We start from the raw sequence: 12,330 nt of genomic DNA, 5'->3' as shown, positions 1-12,330 counted from the left end.
GTAAACGGTCGGAAGCCATGAGAAAGTTAGCCAATATCCACCTGCTGATGATGTTAATTCTGCTGGTTGCCGTCGGGCAGATGACACAAACCATTTATATTCCTTCGATTCCCGATATGGCTCACGAGATGGGCGTGCGCAACGGCGCTATCCAGCGCGTGATGGCAGCGTATTTATTTACCTACGGTATTTCTCAGCTGTTTTACGGCCCACTCTCTGACCGCATTGGCCGCCGCCCGGTGATACTGGCCGGTATGGTTATCTTTATGCTGGCTACGCTCGGAGCTTTGTTTACCACTAATTTGCATGTTCTGGTGCTGGCTAGCGCGCTCCAGGGTATGGGCACCGGCGTGGCTGGCGTAATGGCAAGAACCATGCCGCGCGACCTGTATGAAGGCGGCGATTTACGCCTCGCCAACAGCCTGCTGAATATGGGTATTTTGGTTAGCCCGCTGCTGGCCCCGGTGATTGGCGGCCTGCTGGACAGCGTCTGGGGCTGGCGTGCCTGCTACGGCTTCCTGCTACTGCTGTGTGCGGTAGTCGCTTTTTCAATGTGGCGCTGGCTGCCGGAAACCCGCCCGGCAAACGCAACGCCTCCGCGGCTGCTGCGCAGCTATAAACTGCTGCTCGGCAACATCTCTTTTAATTGCTACCTGCTGATGCTGGTTGGCGGCCTGGCGGGCGTGGCGGTGTTTGAAGCCTGCTCGGGCGTGCTGATGGGCGGCGTGCTTGGTCTGAACGGCGTGGTGGTCAGTATCCTGTTTATTTTACCCATTCCGGCGGCATTTTTTGGCTCCTGGTACGCGAGCCGCCAGAACGCACGTTTCTCCAGCCTGATGTGGCAGGCGGTGCTGAGCTGCCTGCTGGCCGGTATTCTCATGTGGATACCGGGCTGGTTTGGCATCATGAATATCTGGACGCTGCTGGTGCCCGCCGCGCTGTTCTTCTTCGGAGCAGGCATGCTGTTCCCGCTGGCGACCAGCGGCGCGATGGAGCCGTTCCCGTTCCTCGCAGGCACCGCAGGCGCGCTGGTGGGCGGCCTGCAAAATATCGGCTCCGGCGTGATGGCCTGGCTCTCCGCGCTAATGCCGCAAACCGGGCAGTTCAGCATTGGCCTGCTGATGACCGCGATGGGCGTGCTGATCCTTTGCTGCTGGCTGCCGCTGGCTCAGCGATTCCAGCATCACGGGGAAACGATTTAATTTATTTAACCTCTTCGGCCAGCGCTTTAAGCCAGTGGATAAAAGCGTCAATCTTCGGCCATTGTCGGCCATCAAGGGTCGAAATGTAATAATGCTGATGGCAATTCAACGCCATCTCACCGAAAGGGGCGACAAGCTCGCCCCGCTCCAGCCGCTTTTGCACCAGCCTTTTTCGCCCCATCGCCACGCCAACGTGGTTCATCGCGGCTATCACCGCCAAATCTGAACGATCGAACCCGATGCCCGTAGAAGCAGGCAGCGCTATGCCAAAGTGCTGCGCCCAGCTGTACCACTCGTCCGTACCCGAGTCATTGCTCCACGCCTGCCGGTCGTGCAGTAAAGTGCAGTGGAGGAGATGCGAAGGCCTGCTTTGCAGCTCAAAACGCTGCGCGTATTGCGGACTACACACCGGCAGGATGGCCTCATCCATCAAAAAGTGATGGCTCAGTTGGGACGAAGGCGCATCGTCAAACGAGATAGCCAGGTCGATACCCGCCCGCTGTAAATTCAGGTTGTCGTTGCCGGTAAGAATGGTCAGGGAAATGGCGGGATAACGCTGCGAAAAGTCACCCAGAGAGGGCACCAGCCAGCACTGGGCAATCGACGGCCTGCAATAAACGGTTAAAGAGCCGGACAGCTCCTGGTTTTTGATATCCAGAATTTCCTGGTTAAGCGTATCCAGCGACGACTTCAGCGCCCAGAACACCCGCTTTCCCTCATGCGTCAGCTCCACCTTGCGATGGGAGCGAACAAAAAGCTGTATCCCCAGCTCTTCTTCAAGCTGGTTAATGCGGTGGCTGACGGCGCTGGGGCTGAGTGAAAGCTCGTTCGCCGCCAGGGCGAAAGATTGATGCCGCGCCGCAACCTCAAAGGTATACAGCTTCGACAACTGCAAGCCGTTTAATAAACGATTTCTAACTTCACGTCCCGCGTCCATAGCGCCTCTTGTCTGTTTACTTTCCGGCTAAGTGTAAAAAATCCACGCCAAATACGCAGCGTTAAGTTGAGGAAAAGTGAACCATTACGCATTTACACCGCTTATTTCGACTTAAATCACTCACTTGATCCAATCTGGCTCATGTGAACGGCCAATTTTATCGTTTGTCAGCCAGGGCCATTTTTTATCCAATTACCCTAAATTATTCACAGGGTCGGGGTGAGAGATGGGATCGCAAATCTGGGTGGTGGGTTCGTTACTCAGCAGCATCGTTTTAATTGTATTCACAATCGTCAAACTGAAGTTTCATCCTTTCCTCGCGCTGCTGTTAGCGAGCTTTTTTGTCGGCACCATGATGGGAATGGGGCCGCTCGACATGGTGAATGCCGTCGAAAGCGGCATTGGCGGCACGCTGGGCTTTCTGGCCGCGGTAATCGGCCTCGGCACTATCCTCGGTAAAATGATGGAGGTATCCGGCGCGGCCGAACGCATTGGCCTGGCGCTGGAGCGCTGCCGCTGGCTCTCTGTCGACGTGATTATGGTGCTGGTGGGGCTGATTTGCGGCATTACGCTGTTTGTTGAGGTCGGCGTCGTGCTGCTGATCCCGCTGGCCTTCTCGATTGCCAAAAAGACTCAAACCTCTTTGCTCAAGCTGGCCATTCCACTTTGTACCGCGCTGATGGCGGTTCACTGCGTGGTGCCTCCTCACCCGGCGGCGCTGTTTGTGACCAATAAACTCGGTGCCGACGTGGGGACAGTGATTGTGTATGGCCTGGCCGTGGGCCTGCTGGCATCGCTGGTTGGCGGGCCGCTCTTCTTAAAATGCATCGGCAGCCGCCTGCCGTTTAAACCGGTTCCCCCCGAGTTTTCAGACCTGCAAACGCGCGATGCCGCTTCTCTGCCGTCATTAGGCGCTACGCTGTTCACCGTCCTGCTTCCCATTTTTCTGATGCTGGTTAAGACCGTTGCCGAGCTGAATATGACGCCCGGCAGCACGCTCTACACGCTGCTGGAATTTATCGGCAACCCGATCACCGCGATGTTTATTGCCGTCTTCGTGGCTTATTACCTGCTCGGGCTACGCCAGCATATGAGCATGGGCACCTTGCTCAGCCATACTGAAAACGGCTTCGGCTCGATAGCCAATATCCTGATGATTATCGGTGCGGGAGGCGCGTTTAACGCCATTCTTAAGGCCAGCGGCATGGCGGATACCCTCGCCATTAGCCTGTCTAACCTGCATCTGCATCCAATACTGCTGGCCTGGCTGGTCGCGCTTATCCTGCACGCCGCCGTAGGGTCGGCAACCGTAGCCATGATGGGCGCAACGGCCATCGTTGCCCCAATGCTGCCGCTGTATCCTGACGTTAGCCCGGAGATCGTGACACTTGCGATAGGTTCGGGCGCAATTGGCTGCACGATTGTCACAGATTCTCTTTTCTGGCTGGTCAAGCAGTACTGCGGCGCTACGCTGCATGAAACCTTTAAGTACTACACCACGGCGACATTTATCGCTTCCTTGCTTGCACTAGCTGGCACCTTCCTGCTTTCTTTTATCATCTGAGCGCCACGGGACTTGTTATGAACAACGCTGAAATGACTACTTTGATTGAAAAATTTCCTCTGATTAACGACTTGATTGCGCTGAAAGAAGTGGCCTGGTTCAACCCGGCAACCACTTCCTTAGCCGAAGGCTTGCCCTACGTCGGTTTGACCGAAGAGGATGTCAAAGAGGCGCATGCTCGCCTCGCCCGATTTGCGCCTTATCTGGCAAAAGCCTTCCCGGAAACCGCGGCAACAAACGGGATTATCGAGTCTGAACTGGCGGCCATCCCGGCGATGCAAAAGCGGCTGCACGCGGCATTGGGCCAGGAGATCTACGGTAAATTGTGGCTAAAAAAAGACAGCCATCTTCCGATTTCTGGCTCAATAAAGGCGCGAGGCGGCATTTATGAAGTGCTGACCCACGCGGAAAAACTGGCTACCGAAGCCGGACTGCTTAGCCCGGAGGACGACTACAGCAAGCTTCTCTCCCCGGAGTTTCGCGAATTTTTCGGCCGCTACAGTATCGCCGTTGGCTCTACCGGCAATTTAGGCCTGTCGATTGGGATTATGAGCGCACGGATTGGCTTCCGGGTTACGGTGCACATGTCCGCCGACGCACGCGAATGGAAAAAGGCCAAACTGCGCAGCCACGGCGTTGAAGTGATTGAGTATGCAGAAGATTACGGCGTTGCCGTAGAACAAGGTCGCAAAGCCGCAGAATCTGACGCCAACTGCTTCTTTATCGACGATGAAAACTCCCGCACGCTGTTTCTTGGCTACGCCGTCGCCGGGCAAAGATTGAAGGATCAGTTCACTCAGCGCTCGATTACCGTTGATGAGCAGCACCCGCTATTTGTCTACCTTCCGTGCGGCGTGGGCGGCGGCCCCGGCGGAGTGGCATTTGGCCTGAAAATCGCTTTTGGCGACCACGTCCACTGCATTTTTGCCGAGCCAACCCACTCTCCCTGCATGCTGCTCGGGGTGCATACCGGGCTTCACGATGCCATTTCGGTACAGGAGATCGGTATTGATAACCTGACCGCAGCCGACGGCCTGGCCGTGGGGCGCGCTTCCGGCTTTGTCGGGCGGGCGATGCAGCGGCTGCTGGACGGCTTTTATACCGCAGAAGACCAAACGCTTTACAACATGCTGGGCTGGCTGGCCGCAGAAGAAGGTATTCGTCTCGAGCCTTCGGCCCTGGCCGGAATGCCCGGCCCGCAGCACGTTTGTGTCAACGAAGCTTACCAGAGCATGCATGGCCTGAGCGCCGAACAGTTGAATAATGCAACGCACCTGGTCTGGGCGACCGGCGGCGGCATGGTTCCGGAACCTGAGATGGAACAGTACTTAGCAAAGGCACTCTGATATTTCCCCTCTCCCCAAAGGGGCGAGGGAGAAAATCCCTCATATTTCACCCTCGCCCTTCCAGGGAGAGGGTAATTCCTTCCGTCATTTTTCTGTCATTTAGTTACCTTACTCTCATTTCCGGTTTAATAATTTGATCAATCTACGCGCGTAGATACACTGAGCGAATGATTAAAAAACGCCCCCTGGGCCGATAACGTCCGACTTTTGTGAGCACCTCAATGACAACAAAATCTGTTTCTCATCCTCCGGCAGGCTCGGAGCACGCCGCTGAAGAGCGCCTGGCGACCCCCGAAGGCAAACGCGACTTTATTCGCGCCACCTTTTCCTGCTGGCTCGGCACTACGATGGAATACGCCGACTTTGCGCTCTATGGCCTGGCGGCCGGGATTATTTTTGGCGACGTGTTCTTCCCGGATGCCACCCCGGTTATGGCGTTGCTCTCAAGCTTCGCCGCCTATTCGGTAGGCTTTATCGCCCGCCCAATTGGCGCATTGTTGTTTGGCCGGCTGGGCGATCGCTACGGCAGAAAAATGGTAATGGTGATTACCATCGCGCTGATGGGCTGCTCTACAACGCTGATTGGCCTAATCCCTGGCTATGCCCAGATCGGCGTCTGGGCGCCGGTTTGCCTGGTTATTTTGCGCTTCTCTCAGGGGCTTGGCGCGGGCGCAGAGCTTTCCGGCGGCACCGTTATGCTGGGCGAATATGCGCCGGTAAAACGGCGTGGGCTGGTGTCATCAATTATCGGCCTCGGCTCCAACAGCGGCACGCTGCTGGCCTCCCTGACCTGGCTGCTGGTGCTGCAAATGGATAAACAGGCGCTGCTCTCCTGGGGCTGGCGCATTCCGTTCCTGTGCAGCATGCTGATTGCCGTTGTCGCACTGATTATCCGGCATCAGCTGCGCGAGACGCCGGTATTCGAGCGCCAGAAAGCGTTGCTTGAAGAACAGCGTAAGCAGAGCCTGGAACAGGGCATCACGCTACAGCAGCAGGACACCCGCAGTTTCTGGAAACGCACCCGCGCCTTCTGGACGATGGTCGGCCTGCGTATCGGCGAAAACGGCCCATCCTACCTCGCGCAAGGCTTTATCATCGGCTACGTCGCTAAAGTGCTGGCGGTCGATAAATCCGTTCCCACGCTGGCGGTGCTGATTGCCTCCGTGCTCGGCTTCGCGATTATTCCTTTCGCTGGCTGGCTGTCTGACCGCTTTGGCCGCCGCATCGTTTATCGCTGGTTTTGCCTGCTGCTGATTATCTATGCTTTCCCGGCCTTTATGTTGCTGGACTCCCGCGAACCGATCATCGTTATTCCGACTATTGTCGTCGGGATGGGGCTGGCCTCGCTGGGTATTTTTGGCGTGCAGGCAGCGTGGGGCGTGGAGCTGTTTGGCGTAGCTAACCGCTATACGAAAATGGCGTTTGCCAAAGAGCTTGGCTCCATTCTTTCCGGCGGCACGGCACCGCTGGTTGCCGCCGCGCTGCTGTCGTGGACCGGGCACTGGTGGCCTATTGCTCTCTACTTCGCCGTGATGGCGGGGATAGGGTTGGTGACTACGTTCTTCGCGCCGGAAACCAGAGGCCGGGATCTTAACCTGCCGGAAGATGCCATTTGATCCGGCGCACGGTTCCCGGCGATTTTTACCAGGCAAAGCTTTATGCTGTTGCTCTGTTTAGCGCCAGCCCAAATAAAGCAGGTATTCAGTGACTAAGCCTCATGTGCAACGCGTCACCCGCGCTGAAGTCGCCAAAGAAGCAGGGACTTCGGTCGCGGTGGTTAGCTATGTGATTAATAACGGCCCGCGCCCTGTGGCGCAGGCAACGCGCGAGCGGGTGCTGGCCGCCATCAAAAAAACCGGCTATCGTCCGAACGGTATCGCCAGGGCTTTAGCCAGCGGAACCACACGAACCTACGGCCTGATCGTGCCCAATATTGCCAACCCGTTTATCTCTTCCATGGCACACGCCCTACAGCAGGAAGCCTTCGCCGACGGCAGAGTGCTGCTGCTTGGGGATTCCGGCGACGACCGGACGCGTGAGCTTGAGCTGGTGAATAACCTGCTTCATCGCCAGGTGGATGGCCTGATTTATACCAGCGTAGACCGACACCCGTACATCGAACTTATTCAGGCCAGCGGCACGCCGTGCGTCATGCTGGACAGAGTTGCGCCGGAGCTGAACGTCTGCGCCATTCAGGTTAATGAGCAACATGCCGCTTACCGGGCGACCCGGCACCTTATCGAGCACGGCTACCGCGAGATAGCCATTATTTGCGGGCCGCTGGAGATGCTGAACACCCAGGACCGCATCAGCGGCTGGAAGCAGGCGCTGGAAGAAGCCGGTTTGCCTCTGCGCCCTGAGTGGATTTTTTCTACCGACTATACCCGCGAGGGCGGCTACAGCGCGGCACAGCGCATGTTGAGCGGCGACTTGCCCCGCGCCCTGTTTGCCACCAATGAGCAGCAGGCCTTTGGCTGCCTGAGAGCGCTGGCCGAACGGGGGCTTTCGGCACCCGCCGACCTGGCGCTGGTCTGCTTTAACGGCACCCTTGAATCTTCTTTTAACGTCCCCTCTTTAACCACCGTGCGCCAGCCGGTCACTAAAATGGCAAAAAAGGCCATTGAGATGCTGAAGAGATGGGACGGGGAGCCGCACAACTGCGAATTCGCTTTCGAGCTGGAAATCGGCGAGTCCTGCGGCTGCCATCCTTCACCGCAGGCCAGAATGAGTAAATGATTAACATGAAGCGTTTAATTATTGATTGCGATCCGGGCAACGGCGTTGCCGGAGCCAACGTTGACGACGGCCTTGCGCTGGCTCTGGCCCTGGCAGCCCCGGAAATCTCCCTCGAGCTAATAACCACCGTTTCGGGAAATACGCCCAGCGAAGTCGGCTACGCCGTTGCCTCTGATTTAGTCGCACGCCTTGGCATGTCCGTTGAGGTCGCTCGCGGCGCATCCCGCGCCCTGATTGAGCCGTCGGCTCCATGGCGGGAACATCTTGACCACAAGGTTGATAAAGTCGGCCTGCGCCATTTATGGAACGGCGTCAGCGCACCACAGATAAACGCCGCCACAGCGCCGCTGGCGGTGCATAAAATGGGCGAACTTATCTGCAATAATCCCGGCGAAATCACCCTGATTGCCATCGGCCCGCTGACCAACGTCGCGCTGGCTTTACAGCTTTATCCGCAAATGGCGGCGGCGGTGAAAGAGATTGTGATTATGGGAGGCGTGTTCAACGTTGAGGGCTACCTGAAGGACACCAATTTTGGCATCGACCCGGAGGCGGCCCACGCGGTGCTGACCAGCGGAGCGAACATCATCCTGGTACCGATGGATGTCACCACCCAAACGATGATGACACACCAGAACCTGGATAAGCTGGCGACCTGCAATAACCGATTAAGCGATTTTCTTGTAGAAACAATCCGTCCGTGGATGGATTTTTCAATGCAGACCCGTAATCTGCCGGGCTGCTGGATACACGACGTGCTGACTGTCGCCCTGCTGCTGGAACCCGCGCTGGTCAGCGGCGTAGAGGATTACGTGGACGTGTCGCTGAGCGGTCTGAGCCGGGGCAGAACACTGCGCTACGGGCCAGAAAACCTGAGGCTGACGGTAAACGTAGAACCGCCGCGGGGCAAACCGGTGATGATTCTGCAAACCGTGGATAACGAGGCGCTGCTGGCGCTTATCGACAAAAATATTCGCCAGTTTTCCTGAAAGACAAAGGGCGCTTTCGCGCCCTTTTTTTAGAGAACCTTGCTTAAAAACGCCTCGGTTCTTGGGTTTTGCGGGGCGCTGAACAGTTGGGCTGGCACGCCCTGCTCCTGAATCACGCCCTGGTCGATAAAGATCACGCGGTCGGCCACTTCACGAGCGAAGCCCATTTCGTGGGTCACGATAATCATCGTCATACCTTCCTGCGCCAGCTGCTTCATCACCGCCAGCACTTCGCCCACCAGCTCAGGATCGAGCGCCGAGGTTGGCTCATCAAACAGAATAATCGACGGCTCCATTGCCAGCGCACGGGCAATCGCCACACGCTGCTGCTGGCCGCCGGAGAGGCTGGAAGGCCAGGCGTCGATTTTGTCTATCAGGCCAACTTTTTGCAGCAGCTTCTCCGCGCGGTTTACCGCTTCTGCTTTTGACAGCCCTTTCAGCGACATCGGCGCCATAATCAGGTTTTCCAGCACCGTCATATGCGGGAACAGGTTGAAACGCTGAAACACCATGCCAACACCTTCACGCAGGCCGTTGAGGTTGGTTTTTGGGTCATGCACCGCAAAACCGTTCACCATCACTTCACCGCCGTCCGGCTTTTCCAGCGCGTTCAGGCAGCGCAGAAAGGTACTTTTGCCGGAGCCGGATGGCCCTATCACGCAAACCACTTCCTGGGGAGCAATATCGCAGGAGATGCCGCGCAGGACGTGAGTTTTGCCAAATTGTTTCTGTAAGTCCTTAACGTGAATCACTTTTGCCAAACCTCTTTTCCATATGTTGCACCAGCAGCGAAAGCAGGAACGTCAGAACCCAGTAGACCAGTGAAATGGTCAGGTACGGCTCCCAATAGGTCGCATAAGCGCCGGAAACGGTACGCGCCGCGTAGGCCAGGTCGGCAAGGCCGATAGCCGAAGCCAGCGACGAGTCTTTAACAATAGCAATCGCGTTGTTGCCGAGCGGCGGCAGAATGCGGCGAAACGCCTGCGGCAAAATAACTTTGCGCATCGTTTTACCCCAGCCCATCCCCAGCGCGCGGGAAGCTTCCATCTGCCCTTTATCAATAGACTGAATACCGGCGCGGAAAATCTCGGACACATAGGCCCCGGCGTTTAGCGTAATCGCCACCACGCAGGAGAGGAATGCGCCGTATTCAGAGCGCAGCTCGCGGGCAAAGTCCACGGACATCAGCCCGCTGGTTATCATTATCCCGTCGCGCGGGTTGATGAACAGCGGCACCAGGGCGAAGTGAACCACCATAATCTGCACAAACAGAGGCGTGCCGCGAAACGCGCTGACGTAAATACGCACCGGCCACTGCACCGCATAACGCAGTACGTGTTTCCACGGGCCGTCGTCGGCATGAGCCATACGCCCAAGGCCAAGCAGCAGGCCCCATGAGGTGCCTAAAATCACGCAGATGATGGTGCACTTGATGGTCATCAGCGCGCCCTGCATAAATAGCGGCGCGTATTCTGAGATTATCTCCCAGCGAAATCCGGTCATACCTGTCCTTGTTGGGGCCGGAACGGCCCCGATTGAAAATTACTCTGCCGGGAGGGTTGGAACGTTGGCGTCGAACCAGTTGGCGTAAATTTTAGCGTAGGTACCGTCTGCGATGATTTTCTTCAGGCCGGCGTCGATTTTACCCTTCAGCTCGGTGTTGCCTTTCGCGACCGCAATGCCGAAATACTGGCGTTCAAACTTGCTGTCCGGCACCAACTTCAGCGGTTTTTCAGGGTGAGATTTAATGTAATATTTCACCACGCCCACGTCGCCAACCGCCGCGTCAATACCGTCTTCGGTCAGCTCTTGCAGCATCAGAGGAGTGTTATCGAAACGCTTAATATCGGTGCTGTTTTTGCCCAGAATATCGGAAACAACGATGTCGCCGGTACTGGAGTTAACCACGCCAACTTTCTTACCTTTCAGGGCGTTAACGGAGTCGACTTTTGAATCCGTAGGCACCACGATGGACTGCTCTGCCGGGAAGTAAGGCGCGGAGAAGTCGACCATCGCTTTACGCTTGTCGGTAATGGTGATGCCGGAAATGATGATGTCGCGATCGCCGGAGTTCAGCGTCGCAAAGATGCCTTCCCACGGGGTGTTAACCAGCTTGATATCAAAACCTTCGGCTTTAGCGACGGCTTTGATGATATCGATATCGAAACCTTCCAGCTGCTTCTGGCTGTTTTCAAACTCAAATGGACGATAGGTGCCGCCCGAGCCGACCACGTAAGTCTGCGCCAGAGCCTGAGCAGAACTGAACAAAGCCGCGAGCAAACACCCGCCAACTACCACTGATTTCATCGCTTTAGTTAACATAGAAGCCCCTGGATATATGATGTTTTTATGCAGTTAATATGCATAAAAATACATAATTACCCGAAAGGCAGCAACAGAAAATTCACGCCGGGGCGATAATTACTGGCACTGAGGCTTGAGGATGGCGTCCAGAACCGGTGCCATATCCGGCCGCCACGCGCCCTCTTCGCCATCGTAGAATTTTTCATCGCCGCTTACCGCATAAGGGATCTGCGCCTTTTGCAGCTCGCAGGCAACAAAAGTCGCCATCGCAACCTGCTGATCCACCGGCAGCTTACTGCCCACCGACCAGTTGCCCACCCAGGACAGGTGGCCGGTTTTTTGCTGCCAGCGTGAAGCGACTTCTATACGCGCATGGATTGCGGCTTTTTCCGCATCCATGCCGGTGGTCCACTGGCTTTTACCGTTTAAGGCATGCGGGCCGGACGGCATTAAATGCCAATCCGCCATGACCAGCCCGTGATGGGATTCGGGAATTTTTAATGCCGCCAAAGCTTCCGGCGAGCCGTGATAGCGAGGCGCGACAAAGATATGCCGCTGCGGGCTGATTTTATGAATCGCCTTAACGGTTTTCTCATACACCTGGTTGAGCAGCTGCGGGTTGGCGCTGAGCTTTTCCTCCGGCTGCCCGATGATGTCGAAGACCAGAGAATCATCGTTTTTGCCAAAGAACCGGGCGACGGTTGTCCACCATTCTACGATGTCGGTGGCGTTTTCAGCATTGGGCTTTGCCTTCAGCTCGGCCGCGCGGTAACTGATAACCGGAACGATATTGTATTGCTCGCAGGCATCCACGATTCGCCGCAGGTGAACCAGTTTTTGATGGGTCATCGGCCCGGCAACGCGGATGCGTACGTGACCAAACCCGCGCTGCTGAAAGTCCCGCACCGCAAGCGGGTCAAATTCGCGTATACCGCGTTCTGTAATGGCCCAGTCAACGTTCATGCCCACCCCAAGCTGGCTGGTCCAACTGGGCGGCAAAGCTTCTGTTTGTGCGGCAAACGAACCGGCACAGAAAGAGAGAGCAACCAGGGCAAGGATTGGCTTTAACATCGGCGGCACGCTACTTAGCGAAGGAAACCTAATATTTAGCATACCTTTACCGTTTGCGGGGAGTGCGGATTGCAATAAAAGATTAATAATGATTCATAGTGTGTAGGTTTGCTTTTGCCGGTTACTCATCGCTAAGCACCACCCCAAGCCTGGCTGCCATTCTCATCACCTCATTAACTAC

11 protein-coding genes are annotated in these 12,330 nt (G+C 56.3%); 6 read left to right on the top strand and 5 right to left on the bottom strand.

Going from position 1 to position 12,330, the window contains the following annotated elements; genetic code table 11:
* Nucleotides 1–17: 17 nt before the first annotated feature.
* A complete protein-coding gene (gene emrD, locus FOC35_RS09585; protein WP_016538671.1) occupies nt 18–1,202 on the top strand; it encodes a multidrug efflux MFS transporter EmrD in 1,185 nt (394 codons plus the stop codon).
* 1 nt (nt 1,203) lies between these two features.
* Here emrD and dsdC read toward each other — a convergent pair whose 3' ends face one another.
* Complete coding sequence (dsdC, locus tag FOC35_RS09580) at nt 1,204–2,139, bottom strand: DNA-binding transcriptional regulator DsdC (protein ID WP_016538672.1); 936 nt, start codon at nt 2,137–2,139, stop codon at nt 1,204–1,206.
* A gap of 226 nt (nt 2,140–2,365) precedes the next feature.
* Between dsdC and dsdX the strand changes: the two genes are divergently transcribed.
* The 5 genes from dsdX to FOC35_RS09555 all read left to right on the top strand — a co-directional run bounded on the left by dsdX (nt 2,366) and on the right by FOC35_RS09555 (nt 8,774).
* Nucleotides 2,366–3,703: a D-serine transporter DsdX gene (gene dsdX, locus FOC35_RS09575; RefSeq protein WP_172568779.1), complete on the top strand. Its 1,338-nt coding sequence runs from the start codon at nt 2,366–2,368 to the stop codon at nt 3,701–3,703.
* A gap of 17 nt (nt 3,704–3,720) precedes the next feature.
* The gene (dsdA, locus tag FOC35_RS09570; RefSeq protein ID WP_172568778.1) at nt 3,721–5,049 is read left to right on the top strand and encodes a D-serine ammonia-lyase; all 1,329 of its coding nucleotides are present in this window, start codon (nt 3,721–3,723) and stop codon (nt 5,047–5,049) included.
* Nucleotides 5,050–5,270: 221 nt separating this feature from the next.
* On the top strand, nt 5,271–6,665 hold the full coding sequence (locus FOC35_RS09565) for an MFS transporter (protein WP_016538676.1): 1,395 nt from the start codon (nt 5,271–5,273) through the stop codon (nt 6,663–6,665).
* Between the two features lie 88 nt (nt 6,666–6,753).
* Nucleotides 6,754–7,785 carry a LacI family DNA-binding transcriptional regulator gene (locus tag FOC35_RS09560; protein WP_172568777.1) on the top strand — a complete coding sequence of 344 codons (1,032 nt, stop codon included), beginning with the start codon at nt 6,754–6,756 and terminating at the stop codon, nt 7,783–7,785.
* Between the two features lie 5 nt (nt 7,786–7,790).
* Nucleotides 7,791–8,774 carry a nucleoside hydrolase gene (locus FOC35_RS09555; RefSeq protein WP_254065381.1) on the top strand — a complete coding sequence of 328 codons (984 nt, stop codon included), beginning with the start codon at nt 7,791–7,793 and terminating at the stop codon, nt 8,772–8,774.
* Nucleotides 8,775–8,803: 29 nt separating this feature from the next.
* On the opposite strand, the gene FOC35_RS09550 is transcribed toward FOC35_RS09555, so the two are convergent.
* From FOC35_RS09550 to FOC35_RS09535, 4 genes are all read right to left on the bottom strand, one after another.
* A complete protein-coding gene (locus FOC35_RS09550; RefSeq protein ID WP_172570344.1) occupies nt 8,804–9,526 on the bottom strand; it encodes an amino acid ABC transporter ATP-binding protein in 723 nt (240 codons plus the stop codon).
* On the bottom strand, nt 9,513–10,277 hold the full coding sequence (locus FOC35_RS09545; protein WP_016538681.1) for an amino acid ABC transporter permease: 765 nt from the start codon (nt 10,275–10,277) through the stop codon (nt 9,513–9,515). The genes FOC35_RS09550 and FOC35_RS09545 overlap by 14 nt, the downstream gene beginning before the upstream one ends.
* 39 nt (nt 10,278–10,316) lie before the next feature.
* The gene (locus FOC35_RS09540; RefSeq protein ID WP_172570343.1) at nt 10,317–11,081 is read right to left on the bottom strand and encodes a basic amino acid ABC transporter substrate-binding protein; all 765 of its coding nucleotides are present in this window, start codon (nt 11,079–11,081) and stop codon (nt 10,317–10,319) included.
* Between the two features lie 114 nt (nt 11,082–11,195).
* Nucleotides 11,196–12,191, bottom strand: coding sequence for a glycoside hydrolase family 5 protein (locus FOC35_RS09535; RefSeq protein ID WP_254065380.1), 996 nt, complete (start codon nt 12,189–12,191; stop codon nt 11,196–11,198).
* Between the last annotated feature and the right edge of the window lie 139 nt (nt 12,192–12,330).

The sequence above is a fragment of the Cedecea sp. FDAARGOS_727 genome, assembly GCF_012273235.1.
GTDB lineage: Bacteria > Pseudomonadota > Gammaproteobacteria > Enterobacterales > Enterobacteriaceae > Cedecea > Cedecea davisae.
Note: the sequence above shows the minus strand (reverse complement) of the source record. Positions and strands in the feature narration are given on the sequence as shown.

Coding starts and splice junctions, on each gene's coding strand:
- emrD (WP_016538671.1), top strand. CDS start 18: ATGAGAAAGTTAGCCAATATCCACCTGCTGATGATGTTAATTCTGCTG.
- dsdC (WP_016538672.1), bottom strand. CDS start 2,139: ATGGACGCGGGACGTGAAGTTAGAAATCGTTTATTAAACGGCTTGCAG.
- dsdX (WP_172568779.1), top strand. CDS start 2,366: ATGGGATCGCAAATCTGGGTGGTGGGTTCGTTACTCAGCAGCATCGTT.
- dsdA (WP_172568778.1), top strand. CDS start 3,721: ATGAACAACGCTGAAATGACTACTTTGATTGAAAAATTTCCTCTGATT.
- FOC35_RS09565 (WP_016538676.1), top strand. CDS start 5,271: ATGACAACAAAATCTGTTTCTCATCCTCCGGCAGGCTCGGAGCACGCC.
- FOC35_RS09555 (WP_254065381.1), top strand. CDS start 7,791: ATGAAGCGTTTAATTATTGATTGCGATCCGGGCAACGGCGTTGCCGGA.
- FOC35_RS09545 (WP_016538681.1), bottom strand. CDS start 10,277: ATGACCGGATTTCGCTGGGAGATAATCTCAGAATACGCGCCGCTATTT.
- FOC35_RS09540 (WP_172570343.1), bottom strand. CDS start 11,081: ATGAAATCAGTGGTAGTTGGCGGGTGTTTGCTCGCGGCTTTGTTCAGT.
- FOC35_RS09535 (WP_254065380.1), bottom strand. CDS start 12,191: ATGCTAAATATTAGGTTTCCTTCGCTAAGTAGCGTGCCGCCGATGTTA.